We start from the raw sequence: 22,690 nt of genomic DNA, 5'->3' as shown, positions 1-22,690 counted from the left end.
AATTAATAAATGAGCATATGGTGGATTGAAAATTAGAGACTTAATGAACTGTCTTTGAGGCTTGTGGTGCATCTAGGGAAAATAGGGGAATGGAGACATCGATCGCATCGCCGGCAAGATTTTGCAACTTGTACGTTCCAACCATGACACCAGAGGGGAGTGTAAGGCTCACGCTGCTCGTATATTCGAATTTTCCGCCCGGGGGAAGGATGGGTTGTTCCCCAACGACACCGTCGCCTCGAACTTCTTGCGCTCTTCCCATGGCATCTGTGATTTTCCAATAACGGGACATGAGTTGCAGCGTTTGGGATCCCTTATTCTCAATACAAATATGGTAGGCCCAAACAAAGTTGTTTTCGCAAGGGTCAGACTGGTTTTTGAGGTACATCGGCACAACAGACACGCGAATTTCGTGAGTGGTTTGTGTGTAGGCCGGTGCGGTCCCCATAATTATCATCTCTTTCATCAGATCCAGTTATTTGACTGCTCGATAAATAGCCTGAATTATGGGGGAAGCGCTAGCCATATTTTCGTGAATTTTGTCAGATATTCGATATCCTATTGAAAATAGGAGCGTATATGTTTTTGAGGACTCAATGAGCGGCTTTTATTGTAAAGCAGCGATCCTCTTGAGTGCTCCATGAAGAAAAAATTGTTCTAAATGAGATCGAGACTCATTTTTTTATACGGAAATGTCTCAACAGTTGCTATAGTGCAAAGAGAAAATTATAAATCATATGATAAAATTATGAGGCGTTTGAATGGCTGAAAAGTTTGATGAGTTCCTGGAAGAGGTTCAAAAAGATATTCGTCAAGAGAAGTTCCTAGCTCTTTGGAAACAGTATGGTAGGATCATCTTGAGTGGATTATCAGGCATTATCGTTTTGATAGTCGCTTATAATTTATGGTGTCATTACGACAAAACAAAGCGCCTAGAAATGGCGGATAAGCTCATATCGGCTCAAGAGTTGATTGCCCATGGTGATACTGAAAAAGCTTTAGTGATCTTGAATAATATGTCCACCATCAGCAATAAAACATACCAACCTTTGGCTGTTTTTCAAAAGGCAGGTCTTCTGTTGAAGCAAGGGGACAAAGCAAAAACAGCTGAGGCTATTGGAATTTATAAGCAACTGGCTAAGAACACAAGTATTGACCCCCTATGGCGCGATTTAGCAACCTTTTTGGCCGTAATGGGTGCCATGGATGATCAGGCTATAAAACCGGATGAATTAATCGGACAACTTGAAGAATTGACGAAGGATACGAACCCCTGGCGCTATTTCGCCAGAGAAATGAAGGGTGTTCTTCTGCATCGGAAAGGCGATAGTTCAAAAGCTGCAGAGATTTTTGCAAAATTGGTACAAGACAATCAGACGCCAGCAGGTATTTCGATGAGGTCCCGGTTGATGGTCCAGATTGTATCAACAAACATGAGTGAATAAACACACCTTTTAATTTATAAATACGAGAGACAACCATGATCCAATCCATGAAACCGACCTCTGTTGTGGCCCTGCTTGCAAGTTCTGCACTTTTCTTGACTGCTTGTGATACGTTTAAAGAGAAAGTCCATTTGTCAGGGAAAAGAGAAACTGTTTTGTCAATTGACACAACCGTAACGCCAGACTTTGAAGTTGAACATTCCCCTATTGTGGTGACACCAATGCATCGAAATAAGGAATGGTCTCAAGCTGGTGGCGTTCCCTCTCATGTGATGCCGAACGCGAACCTGCCGAAAACTTTACACCAAACATGGTCAACAAACATTGGCTCCGGGGTAAGCGAAGACCATCGCTTAACGTCAGGGCCGGTAATGGCAAATGATCGCGTTTATGCATCCGATGCCGTGGGTAGGGTAACTGCAGTTAACGTTAAAGATGGGGCGATTTTGTGGACGGTTGATACTCTTCCGGAAGCCCATGGCTCAGAAGCGATGGGTGGGGGTATTTCCTATGATAATGGGGTCCTTTATTGTGCAACATCTTTCGGGGAATTGCTCGCTCTTAAAGCAAGTGATGGAAAAATCTTGTGGCGCAAACCACTAGGTGCGCCTTCTCGTGTTGCGCCCACCATCAAGGATGGTACGGTCTATGCCTTAACGATCAACAATGAAACACACGCTTATACAGCAACCACGGGTAATTCCTTATGGAGTCATTCCGGAATATCAGAAGCCGCTGGCATTCTAGGGGGAGCTAGTCCTGCAGTTGCGGACGGCATTGTCGTCTCCGTGTATTCCTCTGGAGAAATCTTTGCCTTTAACGCCAATACGGGTCAACCAATTTGGGGGGAGTTGTTAAATCCAGCGTTGCGCATTGATTCAGTCGCCAGTATTGCCCATATACGCGCACGGCCTTTGATATCTGGGGGTGTCGTCTATATCATCAGTCATGGCGGACAAATGGTGGCGCTGGACTTGAAGTCAGGGAATCGATTGTGGCAGCGGGAAATCGCTGGAATTCGAAGCCCTGCCATCATGGGTGATTCACTGTTCCTTGTGACAAATGATGGCGATTTAGTGTGCATCAAAGCAGCGACTGGCAAGATTCATTGGGCCGTTTCTTTACCAAAAGTTGATGATAACAAACGCATTGTCCTATGGGCTGGGCCGATTATTGCCGGTGACGCCCTTGTCCTCACTGGGTCAAATGGTCAGTTGCATTTCGCCTCCTTGAAAAATGGATCTATGATTAAGAAACTTGATATGGAAGAGCCAGCGAGTTCGTCTCCAATCGTGGCAGATGGAGCGTTGTATGTCTTAACGGATAATGCAACTCTTCTTAAGTATTCGGGCGCAGAAAAGAAATCGTAAAAATAAAATGGCCTATGAAGAGTCCTCATACACAATTGTCATCATAGGGCGTCCCAATGTTGGAAAATCGACTTTATTCAATCGGTTGGTAGGCAGACGCCTGGCGCTTGTCCATGACCAACCCGGCATGACACGGGATCGTCGTGAAGGCCACGGCCATCTGTTTGATTTGAGCTTTATGATTATTGATACCGCAGGCCTTGCGGATCCGGATACCTCCCAACTGACAAAATCCATGATGGGCCAAACCTTGGCTGCCATTGATCAAGCGGACCTTATTTTGTTTGTTGTTGATGGTCGGGAAGGGTGCACGCCTTATGATCAGGATCTTGCGAAACTCATCCGTCGTCAGAAAAAGCCATTTCTTGTACTTGCCAATAAATGTGAAGGCCGTCATGGGAATTTGGGTCTGTCGGATGCTCATTCCTTGGGGTTGGGGGAAGTCATTCCGATTTCTGCTGAACATGGAGAGGGCTTAACTGAGCTATATGATGCCCTTGCGACCCATATCCCCGCTGATAAGGACGATACGGATGAAGACGGGGAAGTCCTAGAAAAGCCCCTTCAACTCGCTATTGTGGGCCGGCCGAATGTTGGAAAATCGACCCTCATTAACCAGCTCATCGGCCAAGAGCGCCTGCTCGTAGGTGATATGCCGGGGGTGACGCGCGATGCGATTGCGCTTGATTGGGAACACAAAGGTCGTCGCATTCGCCTGACTGACACGGCCGGCATGCGAAAAGCCGCCCGTGTTTCGGAATCAGCGGAACGACTTGCGGTCATGGATACTAAGCGTACTATTCAATATGCGGAAGTGGTGATTGTGCTGGTGGATGCAACAATGCCTTTAGAGCGCCAGGAGCTGAGTATTGTCAGCGACATAGAGGACGAGGGGCGGGCGATTGTGCTGGCGTTAAACAAATGGGATTTGGTCAAAGATAAAGACAAGCAAATGAAAGAGGTTCAGCGAATCCTGGATGTTCAGCTAAACCAAGTTCGTGGCATACCTTGCATTCCGATATCTGCACTCCATGCTAAGAATTTAGATAAGTTGATGGAAGCGGCATTTCAAGTATTTGAAGCCTGGAATCGACGACTGCCGACCGCCAAACTTAATCAGTGGTTGCAATATGTGGTCAATCAACACCCGACCCCAGCTGTTGCGGGCCGCCGGATTCGCTTGAAGTACATGACCCAAATCAAAACCCGCCCCCCAACGTTTGCATTGTTTTCAAGTCAAGCGGGGGAGCTTCCCACATCCTACACACGCTATTTGGTCAACCAAATGCGCAAAGACTTTGATCTTCCCGGCGTTCCTTTGCGCATTTACATGCGCCAGGGCAAGAATCCCTATGCAGATAAAAAGTGATGTTACGCAAAGACTGCCTTCTAAAATTGTTATCTCAGCAATTATTCTAATCTAAACAAAGATATACTCACATGAGGGGGAGTCATCATAGAACCAACTACTGCGCCCCATACCTCTTTTCAACGTAGTTCACCAGAAGGCCTTTAAACTCATCAGCTATATGATCGCCGCGCAATGTGTGGGTCTTCACGCCATCCATAAAGACGGGGGCGACGGGTGATTCCCCGGTGCCGGGCAGGCTGATGCCGATGTCGGCGTGCTTGCTCTCCCCTGGACCATTTACGATGCAACCCATAACAGCGAGGTTCATGTTTTCCACGCCAGGGTATTTTTTGGACCATTCAGGCATTTGATCCCGGACATAATCTTGGATGGTTGAGGCCAAGGTTTGGAAGTAGGTGCTGGTGGTGCGTCCACAGCCTGGGCACGCAGAGACAAGCGGGTTGAAGGATCGTAATCCCATGGTTTGGAGGATTTCCTGACAGACAATGACTTCGCGCTCCCGCGCCTCTCCAGGGGTTGGGGTCAACGATGCGCGGATAGTATCCCCGATGCCTTCTTGTAAAAGGATGGCAACGGCGGCCGTGGTTGCTACGATGCTCTTGGAGCCGAGCCCTGCTTCTGTCAAGCCTAAGTGGAGGGAATAATTGCTTTGTCGGGCGAGTTCCCGATACACAACAATGAGATCTTGGACGCGGCTTACTTTTGCGGACAAGATAATTTGGTCGGCACGCAACCCAACGGTTTCTGCGTGCTTTGCACTCGTGATCGTTGATAACACGAGGGCTTCGCGCAAAATCTCATCGGCGGAACGGGGGTTGGGGGACTTCCCATTTTCATCCATCAGGCCTTGGGCCAATTCTTGATCCAGACTGCCCCAATTGACGCCAATGCGGACGGGTTTATTAAATTTCAGGGCGGTTTCCACCATCATCTCAAATTGTTTGTCCCGCTTTTCGCCAAAGCCAACGTTTCCAGGATTTATGCGGTATTTTGCCAAAGCTTCAGCACAATCCGGATAGTCTTCTAACAGGCGGTGACCATTGTAATGGAAACATCCCACCAAGGGCACATCAAGGCCTTCTTTTTCAACAAGATCCCTTATTTTAGAAACAGCGGCTGCGGACTCAGGACGGTCGACGGTGATACGCACAATCTCAGAGCCGGCCTTTGCCAGACTGATGACTTGGTCGGCAGTTCCTTTGGCATCGGCTGTGTCCGTATTGGTCATGGATTGAACCAGGATAGGAGCATCCCCCCCTATAAAGAAAGAGCCAACTTGGACTTTGTGCGTCTTGTGACGCTTAATTTTTGCTAATTTTACCATTGGGTCCCCAATTGTCTTATGAAACGGTTAAGTTCTTTATGAATTGGGTGGCCCGTTTCGTTTTTGGCTTCTTGAAGAAATCGTCTTTAGGGTCGTCTTCGACCAGTATACCTTGGTCAAGGAATAAGATTTGATCCGCCGCCAGCTTTGCCACACGCAACTCGTGTGTTGCCATAATAATCAAGCGCTCCGGTGATTTCAAGCTTTTGATTAAACTTGCGACTTCGGAAACCATTTCAGGGTCAAGGGCTGAGGTGGGCTCATCAAAGAGAAGGATCGGGGGATTGACGATGAGCGCGCGGGCAATGGCGACACGCTGCTTTTGACCCCCGGAGAGTTGGTTGGGGTGCATTTCTGCCTTATCGGACAATCCAAACTGCTTTAGGAGGGCTTTCCCTTGCTTCATTGCCGCGTCTTTTGACAGTTGCTTTAACTGGACAGGGGCGTGGATGAGATTTTGTAGAATCGTCATATGGGGAAACAAGTGGAACCCTTGAAATACCATGCCAATGGACCAGGGAGGCAGATCTGATAAAGACTGTTCTTGGAAGGTGAGATTCCCGCTTTCGGCATTCTCAAGACGGCTAATACAGCGAAGGAGCGTAGATTTACCACTTCCCGATGGGCCTAAGAGAGCAGCGATGGTTCCCATGGGGATATCAAAAGAAATATCATTTAATATCAGTTGGTTGTGGAATGACTTAGATAAATGGGACGCTTTAAGCATGGCGCATTTTCCGCTCGAGAAGTTTGGCACCAAGGCTTACAACCATGACCATAATGTAATATCCAACTGCCGCAATCAATAGAGGTTCAAAGAAAAGGTACTTCTCGCTGGCCACAATTTGGGAGCGGCGTAACAGATCCGCTTCACCCAATGTGGATATAAGGGCAGATTCTTTCAATAAGTCAACAATCTCATTCACTAAGGCGGGTAGAATATTGCGTACCGATTGAGGTAAAATAACGGTTCGCAAGGTCTGATAATAAGAGAGTCCCAAGACATGGGCGGCGTCCCATTGCCCCCGATCAATCGCTTGTATGCCAGCGCGAATGATCTCTGAACTATAGGCAGCGGAATTGAGAGAGAACGTTAGCACGCCGGCTTCAAATGTGGACAAGGCATATCCGGTTAATTGAGGAGTGGCAAAGTAGAAGATGAACAATTGGACCAACAAGGGCGTCCCCCGGAAGACGGAGGTATACGCTTCTGCAAACCAGCGAAGGGAGGTTTGATGAGAAATTTTGGCAAGGGCCAATAGTATGCCTAAAGGCAACCCGCATAATAACGATACAAGCGTAAACTTAATTGTAACGCCGACACCCGCTAAAATGAAGGGGAGGGAGGGGATGATGGCGTCAAAATGGAGCGTCATTTGGTGGTGAGCCAATGATCCTTCAGCTTCTTGAGGGATCCGTCTGATTCCATTTCTTCCAAAATCTTATTCACCTTATCTTTAAGGGGTGAGGCTTTTGGAAAGGCTATTGCTGAGCCAGTAACTTCGCCGGGCACTTTAACCATCTTCAAATTCTCACGAGACTTTAGAATGGCTTCAGCTTCATCAATGCCAAGGATCAGGCACGTGATGTTTCCAATTTCCATATCTTGAAGGAGGTCGGGTACTTTAGCCAAGGATTTTACCTTTAGCTGCACATTCTGACTTAAATTATCCTTGGCATAAGTTTCATGTGTTGAGCCGCTTTGAACACCGACGGTTCCATCCGCAAGATCATCAACTTCTTTAATGCTAGAAGTTCCCTTACAAACCAAAACACGGTTTGATTTGATGTATTCATGAGAGAAATCAATAGATTTGCGGCGTTCTTCTGTTGGCTCGATGGATGAAATCGCTGCATCCAATCGGTCCGTTGACAGGGAGCCCAAAATCGCATCAAAGGATAGGTCTTTAAACTTCACATCTTTGTTTAAGCGCTTGGCAATTTCTTTCATGAGATCAATGTCAAATCCAACAATTTCGCCATCTTTGAAAAATTCAAAAGGGGCATAATCGGCTGAAACACCGACGGTTAGCGTGTTGGCACTGCCATCTTTCTTTCCTTCACATGCTGTGAAGAACACAAGTGCAGTAAAGATAACACCCAACAATTTTGAAATTTTCATGACAATTCTCCAGGCCAGAATTTATAAATGTCCTTCTTCAAGTTTTATTGTTTTTAAGGAAAAACTGCAAGAGTAAAAGATATAGTCCTCAAGGGGGGGGGAGTAAAATGGAATGGCACAGGAGGAGATGTGCCATTCCATAGGCTTAACTAGATGTGAGCATCGATACGCTTATAGAATCATCCCATCAGTTTTTTGTTCCTTTTGAGGGCATTTTCTCCATGGTATTCAAAATTGCGGTTTGTGTCGGCTTCTGTTCCAAAGATATCTTTCTCGGCTTCTGGGCAAATTTGACAAATTTCTTTAGCCGCATCACTGGCAAATTTTTCATGGAAATAGTTAAAAATACCAAAAGTTTTGGATATGTTTTATCTTAGTCAAAAACGCCAATTCCAGAGATTGACAAGGAAAATAAGATAGGCAATTATGATAGGGTCAAAGATATCAACTTATCAGGAGTCTCATCATGATCAAGAAAATCGTTGCTGCAGCTGCCATTACCGCCCTTTCTCCAATGCCATTATGGGCAGATTCACCAAAAACAACAAAGACAGAAAATCTCACCAAAACAGAATCTGGTCTAGAATATAAAGACATTAAGCCTGGCGTTGGCAAGAAGCCAAAAGAAGGTGATGTTGTGATCGTACATTACACGGGAACATTGCCAAATGGGACTGTTTTTGACAGCTCCAGAACACGTGGTGAACCCTTCAAATTCACCCTTGGTAAAGGCCAAGTCATTAAGGGCTGGGACATTGGCATTGCAGATATGAATATTGGTGGTCAACGCACCCTAGTGATTCCTGCTGATTTAGCCTACGGGGCTGCTGGTGCGGGCGGCGTGATTCCTCCCAATACTCCATTAACATTTGACGTGGAGCTGATTGGTGTTGAAGGCTAAAACTTACATTGGGGTTTTATTAGGACTATTTTCCTTATTTTCCGTTGCCTCTTGGGCAGCGGTCAATAAGGCTCCTGATACCTTCACCGTTAAAATTGGAAACTTTACAAAGGTGTATGATGTTATGGCCCCAAAGGGCGACACGAAGGTCAAGATTGTATATATTTCTGATTTTTGTGACAACATCAAGATGGCAGAATCTGTCTCATTGGCCCTTGTGGAAAAATTAAAAGAAGCGGATCTTTTGAAGGACATCGATGTTGTTGTTCTGCCGGGAGATAAAGCGAATATGTTGGGTGCGCTTTTGTTTGAAGAAATTCGAAAAGCCAAAGGTCCCGATGAAACGCCGGAATTTTGCATTTTTCGAAGTGCAGAGAAAGCCCAACCTCTTCATTCTGTGAACTATGCTTCAATTACTGGGGGCGGCAAGAAGCTACATATGCGCAAAGATCAAGCGGAACGCATTGCCAACAAACGTGTCCTTATCTTTGATGATGTGGTCTCGACCGGTGGCACGTTTAATGCAACAAAAGCTCTGGTAGAGAAATGTGGGTGCAAGGTCGTCGGTTATGCTTGTGTTGCTGTTGAAGGCGATGTGCGGACTAACTTTGATGGCAAGCCGTTGATTAATCTTATTAATTTGCCTGTCTATGTTCAGAAATAGAAGGGTATTCACTTTTAAGTATTGAGGACATGGGTTTTGGGAGATTGTACTACATGAGGCAGTGTAGGATGGTTTCCCGTAAACTCTTCCAAAGTTGCCTCAATATCTAGGTATTGTCCCTGATTATGTTCACCGGGTCGATACAGCCTAATTTTAACAATTTCACCAACGGGCATCTCACTGATCAATTGGGTCAGATTTGTTTTTTCTGTGACTTCAGTGCCGTTCAGACTTAGTAAAATGTCCCCCGGCTGAATCTGAGCTTTGGCCCCAGGACCAGATGGTGTCACACTGCTCACAATCCTATAATTTCTTCTTTTGTCTAAATTTAAGTCTGCACACTCATCGCCTGTGATACATTGTGTTTTGATGCCGAGCCATCCATAACGAACGCGACCAAATTCAATAAGTTGTTTGATACGCTCCTTGGCAACTGAACAGGGAATACCGAGTCCTATTCCGACGTTACCCCCATTTGGGGAGATGATAACAGTATTAATGGCTACGACCTTTCCCTCGAGATTTAAGAGAGGTCCGCCAGAATTACCTTGATGAATGGGGGCACTGTGTTGAATAAATTGAGTTTTTATGGCTCCGTTGGTTTGGGAATCTAACCTGCGGGAGAGATTAGAGACGATGCCGTGGCTAACATTAAGTCCCATCCCAAAGGAATTACCAATAGCGAGAACAAAGTCACCTACCTTAACAGACCCAGAATCACCCCACTCTAAGGGAGTCATTTTCTGTCGATTGGCAGGTAAATGTCTTGTGCTGACTTTCAGGACGGCGAGGTCAGTTTTGGCATCTGAAGCTAGAAGATTTCCTTCTAGTTCTATTTCGTCATTGAGTACGATGGAAATGTTGTTCGCGTTGGCGATTACATGGTAGTTCGTTACAATGTAAGCTGAATCATGATCAGCTTGAATAATAAAACCTGTTCCTGAAGCTTGTATTTCTTGAATCTTGGGGAGTTCATGGAGGTCTGAAGGAGGTTCTTCATTCGAGGAATCAAAGAGCTCTTGAGATACGTTTGGTCCGACGTGGCAATTGCGAGGCCCTAACACGGTATGAGTTGTTGAAATTTTAGCAATGGCTGGTATAGAAGACGAGACAATAGAAGGAATGTCCTTTTGTTCTTGTTTGTTTGGGGTACTTGAGGCCGCCGTTAATGAGGATGAAAAGGGGGCAGCCATAACAAACAGTATCCCCAGACAGTTTAAGGTTGAGATTGTCAAATATAGGTGCTTCTTAAAAGACGACATCCTTAGACATCCACATCACGTATATGAGGGGCATTTTCCTGAATGAAGGTGTAACGGGCCTCTGGATTTTTGCCCATGAGGCGGTCGACGAATTGGGATATATCCTCATTGTCCTTGATAAAGACGCGCAAAAGGGTACGTTTATCGCGATGCATGGTGGTGTCGCGCAGCTGAGCCGGAAGCATTTCTCCTAAGCCTTTAAAGCGGCTAACATCGACATTCTTGGCCCCTTTAAAGTGATCTCTTAAAAGCACGTCTTTTTCTGCGTCATCTTTTGCATACACTGATTTCGCCCCTTGGGTCAGGCGGTAGAGTGGGGGCTGGGCGAGATAAACATTCCCAGAATCAATAATGGTGCGCATTTCTTGAAAGAAGAACGTCAGCAGTAAGGAAGCAATATGTGCCCCGTCAACGTCTGCATCGGTCATGATAACGACTTTACCATAGCGTAATTTAGAAGGATCACAAAGTTTGCCCATACCACAACCCAAGGCCAGGCCTAAATCTCGAATTTCTTGATTTGCATGAAGCTTTTCGATTGAGGCGTTCGCCACATTTAAAATTTTTCCCTTTAAGGGGAGGACGGCTTGGGTTGCACGATCACGCCCTTGTTTAGCGGATCCGCCTGCGGAATCTCCTTCAACAAGAAATATTTCACTGTTGGCAGCAATATTAGACGTACAATCCGCAAGCTTACCTGGTAGACGTAGTTTTCGAGTTGCACTGGCACGAGCGACTTCCTTGGCCTGGCGGCGCTTGAGGCGATCTTCTGCGCGTCCCACCACATGCTCAAGAAGTTCTGTTGCTGCTTGAGGATGCGATCCGAGCCAATGATCTAAGTGATCTTTGACCGTATTTTCAACCAGCCGAGTTGCTTCAACGCTTGCGAGCTTTTCCTTTGTTTGTCCCTGGAACTGTGGTTGATGAATGAAACAGGACAGAATCATATAAGCACTGCCACTAACATCTTCGCTGGTCAATTGCCCCGCTCGACGATTTCCTATGCGGTCCCCGTAATCTTTGAGGGAGCGGGTGAGCGCTTGTCGAAAACCATTTTCGTGTGTTCCGCCTTGTGGTGTTGGGATGGTGTTGCAAAAGGAAGAAATCCATCCTGCCTCATCATTTGCATAATCTTCTAACGGCCAGGCAACAGCCCACTCAACCCGTCCTTGGTTATTCGGAAAAGTAGCCTCTCCTGAAAAGGGCGCTTCCGTTACAGAAGCGAGATCTTTAAGTTGATGGGTTAAATAATCCACAAGTCCCGCAGGGTAATGGAGGCATTCGGTCTGAGGAACTTTATCATTTTCCTTTAATAGGGAGGGATCGCACGTCCAATTGATTTCCACACCCTTAAATAGATAAGCTTTAGCGCGAGCCATTTGATAGAGAGCCGCCGGCCGAAAATGAAGCGCGGTACCGAAAATTTCAGGGTCAGGATGAAAGCGAATGGTCGTCCCTCGGCGGCTGGTGGCGCCCTCTTGCAAAATGAGCGCCGAAGTCGGCTTTCCCTTTGAATAGGTTTGACGCCAGAGGCTTCGTGACCTGGCAACTTCAACTTCTAAAAAGTCTGACAAGGCATTAACGACAGAGACACCCACTCCATGGAGCCCGCCAGCCGTTGCATACACAGCATTGTTGAATTTTCCACCTGAATGAAGGGTCGTTAAGATCACCTCTAGGGCGGAGAGCGTTGGAAATTTAGGGTGGGGATCCGTTGGAATGCCGCGACCATTATCCTTAATGCAGATAATGTCGCCGGCTTCGAGGCGAATATCAATGCGGTTGGCATGACCAGATACGGCTTCATCCATGGCATTATCCAGGACTTCAGCTGCCAAATGGTGGAGCGCTTTCTCATCTGTGCCCCCAATATACATCCCCGGACGCTTGCGCACAGGCTCTAGGCCTTCCAGAACTTCAATGTCCTTAGCAGAATACTCAGCACTAGATGCTGGAGAATTGGGAAGGGGAGGGGTTTGGCGGAAGAGATCAGACATAATTTAATGGCCCTTGGGTATCTATATTTCTACCTCCCCCACGAGGGGAGAGGTAAAATACAATCAATAAATAAGGATGCGCCATAAAACCCTTACGCAGCCAAAGCCTTTTGGGCTTGGTCAACCAAAGACTTAAAGGCCTCAGGTTGATGGATCGCCAAATCAGCCATAACTTTACGGTCAATGGAAATGCCAGCTTTTAGCAATCCATTCATAAACCTTGAGTAGGGCAGTCCATGAGCGCGGGCTGCGGCGTTAATACGCTGAATCCATAAGGCTCTAAAATCGCGTTTCTTGTTGCGACGATCGCGATAAGCATATTGCCAGGACTTTTCTAAGCGTTGGATTGCAATCCGAAAGCACTTGCTTGAGCGTCCCCGGAACCCTTTAGATAATTTTAAAACTTTTTTGTGACGGGCGTGTGTTGTAACGCCTCTTTTAACGCGTGCCATAATGGAGTCTCCTTACATATGGAAATAATATTTGAGAACTTTTTTTGCGTCCGCTTCATGCATGATTGTCATACCGCGTGCATTGCGCAACATTTTATTGGTGCGCTTTCTCATACCATGGCGTTTACCCGCCTGACCCATTTTGACTTTGCCAGTTCCCGTAACGCGGAACCGTTTCTTCGCACTACTTTTTGTTTTTAACTTGGGCATTTCATTCTCTTTTCTTTATTAGAAATGTTAAAAAAATGTACCACAACGGAATAGGCATACCCTTAAGCCACGCCGTCTTTTACAGGCACATCCATACTTATAGCCGACTCTCGTGGCAAAATTCAAGACTAATTTCCTTTAAATAATTCCCGTCCAATAAGCATACGTCGAATCTCTGATGTTCCAGCACCAATTTCATAGAGTTTTGCGTCTCTGAGCAAGCGCCCAGCAGGGTATTCATTGATGTACCCATTGCCCCCTAAAATCTGGATGGTATCAAGGCTCAAACGGGTTGCAGCCTCAGCTGCAAAGAGTATGGCCCCCGCTGCATCTTTACGGTTTATCTGCCCTTTGTCGCAAGCTTTTGCAACCGTGTAGACATAAGCCCGGGCCGCATTCATTTGGGTATACATATCCGCTAATTTTGCTTGGATCAACTCAAATTCACCGATCTTTTGTCCAAATTGTTCTCGTTCTTGAACATACGGAATAGCAACATCAAGACAGGCTTGCATAATCCCGAGGGAGCCTCCAGCAAGGACAACGCGTTCAAAATCTAAACCACTCATGAGCACACGGGTGCCCTCGTTGACTTTTCCGAGGATGTTTTCTCGGGGGACTAGGCAATCCTTGAAGACAAGCTCACATGTGTTTGAGCCCCGCATTCCTAATTTATCCAGCTTTTGTGCGGTTGAAAAGCCGTGCATCCCTTTTTCAACGATAAAAGCTGTAATTCCTTTGCTGCTTCCACTTGGGTCTGTTTTGGCATAGACAATCAAGATATCCGCGTCTGGGCCATTGGTAATCCACATTTTGGTACCATTGAGGCAGTAATGATCCCCCCGATCCTCTGCTCGTAGTTTCATAGACATTACGTCAGATCCTGCGCCAGCCTCACTCATGGCCAAAGCGCCGACATGCTCTCCGGAAACCAGGCGTGGCAGATGTATTTGTTTTTGAGATACAGACCCATTGAGATTAATTTGATTCACACATAAGTTTGAATGGGCACCATAACTTAAACCAACAGAAGCAGATGCCCGGGAGATTTCCTCCATAGCAATCACATGTTCTGCGTAACCCATGCCTGCACCGCCATAAGATTGGCTGACCGTAATACCTAGGAGACCGAGCCCGCCAAGTTGTGGCCAAAGGTCGCGAGGGAAGGTGTTGCTTTCATCAATTTCTGCCGCTCGAGGAGCAATGGTTGTAGCAGCAAATTGTTGCACCATATCTCGTACGCTATTTGCCGTGTCACCTAGATTAAAATCAAGAGAAATCATGTCATTCACCCATCGTTATCGTCATTTCTATCTTTATTATGGTACGATTATGCCTTTCGCGCCAGCATCAGAAGTGACCTTGTCAATAATTTGTTTACTTATGATAGAGCATACTCAAGGTGAAGTTTAATAAAGGAGAGTGGGTATGAAAAAATATATTGCTGGATTATGTGCTGTTATACTTTTAAGCGGTTGTTGTGGCATGGGAACGGGTGGATGTAGGCCCGATGCCTGTGGTGAACCACTTCAAGATAAATGTTGTGCTCCTTACCCATGTCATTGCCCGTACGAAGGAACCTTTTAGGTTTCTTTGATCACAATTGCTTTTTAAAGAGTACAAGACCTTTCAAGTTTCGTCAAAGGTTGCAAGTGAAGGTGTTGCACAGACTTCTTTTGCGGCCTTTGACTCAATGGGTCCCGTTGGCAATCACTGACCCTATCACGACAAGTCGGTCTCTCAATTTAAAATCAAGATAAAATATTTGCTTCTTCAAACAATTTGAAATTATATTCTCCTTAGTAGTCAACGAATGAAGCTTGTGATCAAGAAAAAGAATAAGTATTGTCAATTATTTATTTACTATTTGTTGGGTATACTAAAGGTGATCATTAACTATAGGAGATTAAAATGACAAAGAAAGTAATTAGCGGATTATTCGTTGTAGCATTGTTAGCTGGTTGTTGTAACACAGGTTGTAACAAGCCTGCTCCATGTTGTGAGCCAAAACCAACCCCAATGCCTTGTTGTGAAACACCAAAGCCTTGCTGTAACTAAGAAAATAACAACCTAATAGGTTGTTTTTTTTGGACAACAGGTCTTATAAGGAGAGCAATCTCCTTAAAGTATCGTCGATGTGAGATACGCCTGAAATTTCGGGCTTATCTCCGCGACTTTGCTATTTAGTAAGCGTTACCTACATAATATCTCACCATTCTCATTGCGACAATTTGGATGTTAATAAAAAATTAACCATTCATGCATAATCCTGAAATCAGATAAAATTGTTTTGATTTTTAGGAAGAGGATGTCTTGTGGTGAAAAAACTGATGGTCCTTGGATCCGTTTTGTACTTAACAATTGGTCAAGCCTACAGTCAATCCATGAATATGTGTGGTTCGCTCATTCGCCGGTATGAGATGGCCCATGGGATACCCCAGAATTTATTAACCGCCATTTCCCTTGTGGAATCAGGCCGTAAGATGGGTGGATCCCACGTTGCATGGCCTTGGACCATCAATGCGAATGGTAAGCCTTACGTCTTTGCAACAAAGAACGAAGCGATTGCCAAGGTTCGTAAGCTTCGCCAGGTTGGGATTACCAGTATTGATGTGGGGTGTATGCAAGTCAATCTTAAGCAACATCCCGGCGCCTTTCCAACCCTTGATGCGGCCTTTGATCCAGCGACCAACATTGCGTATGCAGCCAAATTTCTCAAAGCCAAAAAGCTGAATAAGGGGTCATGGGTCAACGCGGTTGCCCATTACCATTCCTCAACGGCGAAATTCCATGCCCCTTACAGAGCCCGAGTTTTAAAGACCTGGGCTAAGGTTCAGAATGGAAAAGTGAGTTTGGCCTCGCCAATGGACTCTTCTTTTGATATGCAATCATCATTAGATACATTTCAATCCAATCTTGCCCAACATCAAGGCGTCATTGTCCACAAAGTTGCAGCCCCCAGTGGCCGCCGGGTAAATATGGTTGTGCATTTTGCCCCCTACAAAGGCTTCAATGGCGGAATGCCTGGCATTCCTCAAAGCGCAAGCGAGGGTAGAGTTTCAAGTGGCCCAAAAATTATCCGAGGTTTTGGTAACAGAGGCGCGCTGCCGCCCAAGGTCATAGTCAATACGCTCGGTCGGACGACAGGAGGGGCTCCAAGACAATTCCGAGTCGTTGGAAGCGATGCACCGGAAAAGATCATTCATGTGTCAGTCAATAGAGGTAATCGCGTTTTACCTTCTAAACCTCAAAATATCGTTATCCCAAAATCTCCCTCAACACCGCAATGACTTGATCTTGCTGCGTGTGAGTGAGCGTTGGGAAGAGGGGGAGGCTGAAAATGCGATTCCCTATGGACTCGGCTATAGGAAAATCCCCTTCCTTCCAGCCATAGGTTTCCCGGTAAAAGGGATAGAGGTGCACCGCATGGTAATGGAGGCCTGTGCCAATGTTACGTTCTTTTAAGCGACTCATGACCTCGTCTCTGTCAAAATTATTCACAAGTGGCGCAAAGAGGTGCCAGGCGTGGCGGTGTGGATAGGACGGGGAAGAGGGGAGGGTGAGCCCTGGACAATCCTTTAAGCCGTCCTGATATCGCTCCACAAGGGCCTTTCTTTGGTCAATAAACGTATCTAGACTTGCCAGTTGATGTATGCCCACAGCGGCTTGGAGGTCCATCATGTTCGCTTTATGGCCGGGAGCTATGATTTCATAGTGCTGGGACCCAGATTTTCCAAAGCGATTCCATGCTTCGCGATCCATTCCATGAAAACGCAGTAAAGTGAGCTTTTTGGCGAGCTCGTCGTCACGTAAAGAGATGCATCCCCCTTCGCCTGTTGTCATATTTTTGTTTGGATGAAAGCTAAACACCTGCATATCCCCAAAACTTCCGATACGACGAGCTTTGTATTCCGTTCCAATCGCATGGGCCGCATCCTCAATAACCCGCAAATTGTGTTTTGCTGCCAGTTCATAAAGGGGGTCTAAGTCAACAGGACAGCCCCCAAAGTGAACGGGCATAATGGCCTTTGTGCGTGGCGTAATTTTTGAAGCGATCTGGGATACATCCATGTTATAGGTGCCTGGTTCAACATCGACAAGAACAGGTTTTAAACCGTTTAGGGCGATGACATTCAAGGTACCTGCGAAGGTCATGGGGGTTGTGATGACTTCATCGCCTTTGTCAAATTCCAAGGCCTCCAGAGCCAAATAGAGTCCCGTTGTTGCAGAAGTGAGCGTCAAGGCGTGAGGGGTCTGGAGATAGGCCCGCAAGGCGTCTTCAAACTTCGCGACGCGGGGCCCCGTTGTTATCCAGCCAGAGCGTAAGGTTTCAACCACATCGGCAATCGCCTCTTCACTAATTGTGGGGCGTGAGAAAGGAAGGAATTCAGTCAATTCTTTCTTGATAGTTTGGGACATCTTAAGGCCTCATGTTTTATTCGTTATTAAAATATTGCCATTATCTTGATCAAGGAGGTGGTACTGAAACGAGGGAACGCGACCAACAAGATCCTTAATTTCTGCTGCTCGTGCAATGATGAAAAGACGCTTGTCCCCTGTCCAAAGGCTCATATATTGGGCTTCGTTTAGCATCCATTGGGAACAGTCTTCAACGTCACATCCGAATTCTAACTCCCCTTTTATGTCAATAACCGTGACGGTTTGGTTCACGTAGACAGGCAGATCCTGGTAATATGTCTTATAACTACCCACAATGTCACCCGGTTTTTTAAGGGTTTGGATGATCTGAGCAAGGGGTTTGACTGAGGGTCGTTGAAGTTCAGGCATCATAAAGATTACGGAAAACACTAATATGATGGCCGAAAGGGGAATCGTGCTCAAAGCGACTTTATAACGCTTCAAGTGGCTTGAAACAAGGGCAGCAAGGGCTAAGACTAAAAACGCGCCTCCCATGAGAAGAAAATGATTTACCAGATGAGGTTTATGGTCCAGAAGCTGAGGCATGGCCCATAGGGTGGTGATGCCGCCTAAGCTGAACAAGGCTAACGTCGCTGCAAATAGGTGAATGGTCTTGGTAGTTGCTGGCGAATAGTCAGAGCGGTAAAGCTTGACCCAATAGGCACCAAGAATTATTGCCAGGGGCGGAAAGCAAGGGAGTATATAAGGAACGAGCTTTGAGTTCGAAATGGAAAAGAACCCAAAGGTAAACACCGCCCAGATGAGGAGGAAGTATATGACGCCCCGTTGTTCAGATGTTTTGGGCGCTTTTAAGGCATCTTGGATCGCCCCCCACAAGAGACTGACCCAGGGAAACAGCCCAAGCAGAATGACCGGGATAAAGAAATAAAAGGGTTTGGTTCGTAAATGAACGGAGGTTGTATACCTCAAAAAATGCTCCACAATGAAGTACTTGTAAGCAAACTCAGGGTTTTCGAGGCTTGCCAAGATATGCCACGGCGCGGCAATGGCGAAAAAGATAAGAGCACCAGACGGAATATAGGCAGGCCACAAATCTTTCCAGCGCCCAGTCCCAAGGGCCCAAATGAGGATGACAGGCCCTGAAATGCCAGGGGCCATGATCCCTTTGGTCAGGACGGCAAGGGCTGAAAATGCATAAAATCCCCATGCCCATAAGCGTCGTTGGTAACCGGCGGGTGTGTGGACGGTCCATAAGAAGCAAAAGAGACTAATTGTCACAAGAGTCGTCATGGTCATATCAAGGATGATGAGGCGACTTAAGGCATAATAGAGGGGGCTTGTTGCAAGGATTAATGCTGCGGCGATACCTGCTTCTTTTGAAAAGAATCGACGACCAAAGGCAAAGGTGCCCAAGCATCCGATTAGGGCAAAAGCGACGCTGCTGAGGCGCATGGACCATTCATAAATGCCAAATAAGTGGATGTTGGCCGCTTGAAACCAATAAAAGAAGGGGGGCTTCTCAAAGTATTTTACCCCATTGAGACGGGGGGTGACGTAGTCTTGTGTTGCGACCATTTCTCGAGGAATCTCGACATATCTCCCTTCATCCGGAGATGCAAAAGGTCGGTTTCCTAAAAACAAGGCAAACAGGATCCCCAGCAAGGGTACTATCCAATACCATGTATTAATTTGGGATCGATTTATAAACTTCATAGCATATTCATAACCCTACCCCATTTCTGGATGCAAGTCATTTCCGGCTCTAGTATAAGGTTTGCTGGTTCAATATCGCGATCCCTGTGCGATCCCTGTGCGCTTCCGTCGCTGACGTTATGTCACATAGGAATCAATCTGATATGCCTATATCTTATGTCTAATATGCCAATATGAGGTATGTAAAAAGCCGATGGTAAAAAAATCGGGTCTTGGTTATAGTGTAATTTAATAAGGGAGGTCGCCATGATTCCTTGCTGTTTTCACCCCACACGTGTTGTTATCGTTGAGGCTCAACCACAATTGCTGAAATATGTTGGAGGGGAATTGGCAAAATCACCTATGACTTTCGATGCCTTTAGTTGTATAGACAAGGCACTTCACTATATGAACGAAATTTATCAGCCAGAACCTTTCTACGACCGATATGCTCCTAAGTCCGAAGGGGGGTTGAAGAATCAACGCACCAAAGCAGATACACACCGGGAAATCTACAGACCTCAAAGATTTGAAGAAATTTCAACGGTTGTGATCGATTCCTCCTCCTTCGCGTCGACATCAGATGCGGAGATGACCGGTATCGACTTCTTTGAAAAAATTGAGGACCCCAATATTCAAAAAATCCTTATCATTCATGAGAAGGACCCCTATGATTTTTCCGAAGTCCTCAACAGTGATATGATCCAATATTGTATTAACAAAAGGGATTCGGATTGGAAAGAGAAGCTTTCACAAGCTTTGAAAGATGCGCAATGGCAATATTTCAATAAAATGTCTGAAGTGTTTATGAAAAATATTCATCCAAGCGATGGTTCAGAATTTGCGTTTGCGGATCCGAACTTTGAGGCTTTCTTCAAATCTATCCTATCAAGCCATGGGTTCACGGAAGCTTATTTATGTGAAAGCACGGGCAGTTACTTGTTTCTCGATGATCAAGCTCAAGATCATGGGTTGGTCGTTAACATCCCTGAACAACTTGATGTTTGGGTGCGCTCCGGTCAAGCAAAGGGGATCAACATTCCGCTGTTGAAAGAATTGAAGAACCGTAAGAAAATGATGTGTTACTCAAATTCTAATAATGCTATGGAGCCAGACAAGAGCCATTGGGAGATTTATGCCCATCCAGCCAAAACGCTTCAGGGACGGGGCAAAACGTTCTATTATGCCTTTGAGCCAAACATCTATGATATTGATTTAGAACGAATCTTGCCTTTTGAGGCCTACCGTGAGAATCAACAAAGGAAGGTGGGACGGCTTCATTGAGGAAGGAATCGTTGCAAGTAAGCCTTACTGAGGGCGCTATCATCTGATTTCGGGAAAGAAGGTTTATTTGCTACTTACCCTTTACCTGATCCTTAAACTTACTCCGTTTGCCAATCTGGATAAGATAGTTCGCACCACCGATGTATCTTGTTATCTTTAAAATGTAGCATCGCAATGATATCCGCATCATCGCTTATGCCAATTTTATCGGTAATTGTCATTGAAAATCTAACCGCTAACTTATCGCCGTTGGCGATGACATCTGTTAGGGGCCTTTTGAGCTGTATGCTTCGAAGGGATTTGAAGGCTTCATTGAGGTGGTCGCGGTATCTGTTGAGATTCATCAAACAACGATTGCTTTCCAGCTCAAAGTCTCTTGTTAGATAACGTTCTATTTCGGATGTATCCAATTTTTCTACAACGTTTCCCATCATTTGCAGAAAAATATCTTGGTTTTGCTTATCATACGACATTCTTTTTGGTCCCTTTTTGTGTCGTTCTGAATTTGGATATTACAATATTTGAGGGCAGACGCACAGAGCAATTTAAGAGCTATAATACAGCTTAAATTCTAAAGGATGGGGGGCATGCTCAATTTCATAGACTTCCTGCCATTTCAAGGCACAGTAGGCTTTGATGAAGTCTTCGGAAAAGACACCGCCTGCGGTCAGGAATTGTCCATTCTTTTCGAGGCTAATCAGAGCTTCTCTCAATGAGCCGCAGACGTTGGGTAGTTTTTTAGCGATCTCTTTTTCCTCATATAAATCATGATCGACCGGATCACCCGGGTGAATCCGGTTCTTGATGCCATCTAAGCCAGCCATGAGCATGGCTGAATAGGCGAGGTATCCATTGGCGGTCGCATCAGGAAATCGGACTTCTACGCGTCGGGAATGATCTCCGTAGGTGAGGGGAATGCGGCAGGCGGCCGAGCGATTGCCCTTTGAATAAGCAAGTAGAACAGGGGCCTCAAATCCAGGAATCAGGCGTTTGTAACTATTGGTTGTCGGATTTGTGAAGGCATTTAAGGCGTTGGCATGCTTCAATATCCCACCAATGTAAAAAAGGGCCGTCTCGGAGAGCTCAGCATATTCTTTGCCCGCGAACAATGGGACTTTGCCCTTCCAAAGGGATTGATGGACGTGCATGCCCGAGCCATTGTCTCCGTAAACGGGCTTGGGCATGAAGGTTGCCGTCTTTCCGTAAGAAAGGGCCACATTGTGAACAACATATTTATAGGTTTGCAAACCGTCCGCCGCGTCAATCAACGATGCATACTTGACGCCTATTTCGTGTTGAGATGGCGCTACCTCATGATGATGTTTTTCCATGATCAAGCCAAACTCAGCCATGACAGAGGTCATTTCAGCCCTTAAGTCATACAAGGAATCTTTTGGTGACACAGGAAAATAGGCGCCCTTTGGCAAGGGGCGGTGGCCAGGATTGCCTTCAACGAAGGATTTTTGGCTGGATTGGGGAAATTCGTCAGAGTCAATCTCATAAAAGGAGCCCGCGTATCCTGTGCCGAAGCGTACATTGTCAAAGAGAAAGAATTCTGGCTCGGACCCAAAGTACGCTTGATCTGCAATACCAGAGGCAATGAGGTACCGCTGGGCGCGCTTGGCGATAGAGCGAGGGTCGCGGTCGTAAGGGAGGCGGGTGATGGGGTCATGGACGTCGCACACGATAACCAGCGTGCTTTGCGAGGAAAAGTGATCCACCATAACGTGGGTGTAATCGGGCAAGAGAACCATGTCAGATTCGTGGATGGATCGCCAGCCTGCAATGGAGGAGCCGTCGAAAAACACACCTTCTTCTAAAAGTGTTTGGGTAATGGCTGAGGCGGGTATGGACATGTGGTGCCAGGCACCGCGGATGTCTGTGAAGCGAAAATCAATATATTGAATGTTCTCTTTCGCGATTCGGTTCAATAATTCTTTCATATTAGACATTTTAGCAATCCCGGGTTGTGCCTTATATCTCATTATAAATCATAGATATTTAATAAATTGTTTAGATTGGCGGGGAATGGATGTGGCTGTATAACTTCCTCCCCGCTTTGACGCAACGATCCTTTTAACCCTAAAAAAAGAGGCCCTCCTTGGGCCTCTTTTAAGTTGAAATAGATGTTGCCTCACACGACGATGACATTTGGCGTGATGTCGAGGACACTGTGCTGATTTGCATAGTTTATGTTCTCAAAGAGCACGGAGCC

The 22,690-nt window shown here is 46.0% G+C and carries 22 protein-coding genes; 8 read left to right on the top strand and 14 right to left on the bottom strand.

What is annotated here, in order from left to right; genetic code table 11:
- Window positions 1-40 precede the first annotated feature (40 nt).
- Window positions 41-448: a Co2+/Mg2+ efflux protein ApaG gene (gene apaG, locus K2Y18_10405; GenBank protein ID MBX9806139.1), complete on the bottom strand. Its 408-nt coding sequence runs from the start codon at window positions 446-448 to the stop codon at window positions 41-43.
- 313 nt (window positions 449-761) lie between these two features.
- Here apaG and K2Y18_10400 point away from each other — a divergent pair, with 313 nt between their 5' ends.
- The 3 genes from K2Y18_10400 to der are packed head-to-tail and all read left to right on the top strand — an operon-like array spanning window position 762 to window position 4,184.
- Window positions 762-1,445, top strand: coding sequence for a tetratricopeptide repeat protein (locus tag K2Y18_10400; protein ID MBX9806138.1), 684 nt, complete (start codon window positions 762-764; stop codon window positions 1,443-1,445).
- Between the two features lie 35 nt (window positions 1,446-1,480).
- Window positions 1,481-2,815 (top strand): PQQ-binding-like beta-propeller repeat protein, encoded by a 1,335-nt coding sequence (locus K2Y18_10395; GenBank protein ID MBX9806137.1) that lies wholly within the window; start codon window positions 1,481-1,483, stop codon window positions 2,813-2,815.
- A 7-nt stretch (window positions 2,816-2,822) separates the two neighbouring features.
- A complete protein-coding gene (der, locus tag K2Y18_10390; protein MBX9806136.1) occupies window positions 2,823-4,184 on the top strand; it encodes a ribosome biogenesis GTPase Der in 1,362 nt (453 codons plus the stop codon).
- A 97-nt stretch (window positions 4,185-4,281) separates the two neighbouring features.
- Here der and ispG read toward each other — a convergent pair whose 3' ends face one another.
- From ispG to K2Y18_10370, 4 genes are read right to left on the bottom strand one after another with little or no spacing between them, the layout of a single operon-like run.
- Window positions 4,282-5,511, bottom strand: a complete 1,230-nt coding sequence (gene ispG / locus K2Y18_10385; GenBank protein ID MBX9806135.1) for a flavodoxin-dependent (E)-4-hydroxy-3-methylbut-2-enyl-diphosphate synthase — start codon at window positions 5,509-5,511, stop codon at window positions 4,282-4,284.
- A gap of 16 nt (window positions 5,512-5,527) precedes the next feature.
- Window positions 5,528-6,238, bottom strand: a complete 711-nt coding sequence (locus tag K2Y18_10380; protein MBX9806134.1) for an amino acid ABC transporter ATP-binding protein — start codon at window positions 6,236-6,238, stop codon at window positions 5,528-5,530.
- Window positions 6,231-6,887 carry an amino acid ABC transporter permease gene (locus K2Y18_10375; protein MBX9806133.1) on the bottom strand — a complete coding sequence of 219 codons (657 nt, stop codon included), beginning with the start codon at window positions 6,885-6,887 and terminating at the stop codon, window positions 6,231-6,233. Before K2Y18_10375 ends, K2Y18_10380 begins: the two co-directional genes overlap by 8 nt.
- Entirely contained in the window at window positions 6,884-7,633 is a 750-nt protein-coding gene (locus K2Y18_10370; GenBank protein ID MBX9806132.1) for an ABC transporter substrate-binding protein, read from the bottom strand. Before K2Y18_10370 ends, K2Y18_10375 begins: the two co-directional genes overlap by 4 nt.
- Before the next feature lie 466 nt (window positions 7,634-8,099).
- Between K2Y18_10370 and K2Y18_10365 the strand changes: the two genes are divergently transcribed.
- Window positions 8,100-8,534 carry an FKBP-type peptidyl-prolyl cis-trans isomerase gene (locus tag K2Y18_10365; protein MBX9806131.1) on the top strand — a complete coding sequence of 145 codons (435 nt, stop codon included), beginning with the start codon at window positions 8,100-8,102 and terminating at the stop codon, window positions 8,532-8,534.
- Window positions 8,521-9,198 carry a hypothetical protein gene (locus K2Y18_10360; protein MBX9806130.1) on the top strand — a complete coding sequence of 226 codons (678 nt, stop codon included), beginning with the start codon at window positions 8,521-8,523 and terminating at the stop codon, window positions 9,196-9,198. Before K2Y18_10365 ends, K2Y18_10360 begins: the two co-directional genes overlap by 14 nt.
- Window positions 9,199-9,212: 14 nt before the next feature.
- Here K2Y18_10360 and K2Y18_10355 read toward each other — a convergent pair whose 3' ends face one another.
- From K2Y18_10355 to K2Y18_10335, 5 genes are all read right to left on the bottom strand, one after another.
- On the bottom strand, window positions 9,213-10,391 hold the full coding sequence (locus K2Y18_10355) for a trypsin-like peptidase domain-containing protein (GenBank protein MBX9806129.1): 1,179 nt from the start codon (window positions 10,389-10,391) through the stop codon (window positions 9,213-9,215).
- 71 nt (window positions 10,392-10,462) lie between these two features.
- A complete protein-coding gene (parE, locus tag K2Y18_10350) occupies window positions 10,463-12,457 on the bottom strand; it encodes a DNA topoisomerase IV subunit B (protein MBX9806128.1) in 1,995 nt (664 codons plus the stop codon).
- Between the two features lie 92 nt (window positions 12,458-12,549).
- The gene (gene rplT / locus K2Y18_10345) at window positions 12,550-12,909 is read right to left on the bottom strand and encodes a 50S ribosomal protein L20 (GenBank protein MBX9806127.1); all 360 of its coding nucleotides are present in this window, start codon (window positions 12,907-12,909) and stop codon (window positions 12,550-12,552) included.
- Between the two features lie 12 nt (window positions 12,910-12,921).
- On the bottom strand, window positions 12,922-13,119 hold the full coding sequence (gene rpmI, locus K2Y18_10340; protein ID MBX9806126.1) for a 50S ribosomal protein L35: 198 nt from the start codon (window positions 13,117-13,119) through the stop codon (window positions 12,922-12,924).
- Window positions 13,120-13,247: 128 nt separating this feature from the next.
- Window positions 13,248-14,402 (bottom strand): isovaleryl-CoA dehydrogenase, encoded by a 1,155-nt coding sequence (locus K2Y18_10335; protein ID MBX9806125.1) that lies wholly within the window; start codon window positions 14,400-14,402, stop codon window positions 13,248-13,250.
- Window positions 14,403-14,547: 145 nt separating this feature from the next.
- Here K2Y18_10335 and K2Y18_10330 point away from each other — a divergent pair, with 145 nt between their 5' ends.
- Both K2Y18_10330 and K2Y18_10325 read left to right on the top strand, forming a co-directional pair.
- Window positions 14,548-14,706, top strand: coding sequence for a lipoprotein (locus tag K2Y18_10330; protein ID MBX9806124.1), 159 nt, complete (start codon window positions 14,548-14,550; stop codon window positions 14,704-14,706).
- A 731-nt stretch (window positions 14,707-15,437) separates the two neighbouring features.
- Window positions 15,438-16,409, top strand: a complete 972-nt coding sequence (locus K2Y18_10325) for a lytic transglycosylase domain-containing protein (GenBank protein ID MBX9806123.1) — start codon at window positions 15,438-15,440, stop codon at window positions 16,407-16,409.
- On the opposite strand, the gene K2Y18_10320 is transcribed toward K2Y18_10325, so the two are convergent.
- Entirely contained in the window at window positions 16,378-17,538 is a 1,161-nt protein-coding gene (locus K2Y18_10320; protein ID MBX9806122.1) for a DegT/DnrJ/EryC1/StrS aminotransferase family protein, read from the bottom strand. The genes K2Y18_10325 and K2Y18_10320 overlap by 32 nt on opposite strands.
- A 9-nt stretch (window positions 17,539-17,547) precedes the next feature.
- The gene (locus tag K2Y18_10315) at window positions 17,548-19,212 is read right to left on the bottom strand and encodes a glycosyltransferase family 39 protein (GenBank protein MBX9806121.1); all 1,665 of its coding nucleotides are present in this window, start codon (window positions 19,210-19,212) and stop codon (window positions 17,548-17,550) included.
- 246 nt (window positions 19,213-19,458) lie between these two features.
- Here K2Y18_10315 and K2Y18_10310 point away from each other — a divergent pair, with 246 nt between their 5' ends.
- On the top strand, window positions 19,459-20,475 hold the full coding sequence (locus tag K2Y18_10310) for a hypothetical protein (protein MBX9806120.1): 1,017 nt from the start codon (window positions 19,459-19,461) through the stop codon (window positions 20,473-20,475).
- A 98-nt stretch (window positions 20,476-20,573) separates the two neighbouring features.
- On the opposite strand, the gene K2Y18_10305 is transcribed toward K2Y18_10310, so the two are convergent.
- Together K2Y18_10305 and glnA are read right to left on the bottom strand one after the other, a co-directional pair.
- On the bottom strand, window positions 20,574-20,948 hold the full coding sequence (locus K2Y18_10305; protein MBX9806119.1) for a nuclear transport factor 2 family protein: 375 nt from the start codon (window positions 20,946-20,948) through the stop codon (window positions 20,574-20,576).
- Between the two features lie 72 nt (window positions 20,949-21,020).
- Window positions 21,021-22,427, bottom strand: a complete 1,407-nt coding sequence (glnA, locus tag K2Y18_10300; GenBank protein ID MBX9806118.1) for a type I glutamate--ammonia ligase — start codon at window positions 22,425-22,427, stop codon at window positions 21,021-21,023.
- Window positions 22,428-22,690 lie beyond the last annotated feature (263 nt).

The organism is Alphaproteobacteria bacterium (assembly GCA_019746225.1).
Taxonomy (GTDB): Bacteria; Pseudomonadota; Alphaproteobacteria; order Paracaedibacterales; family VGCI01; genus VGCI01.
This window is presented reverse-complemented; position numbering and strand designations above follow the sequence as displayed.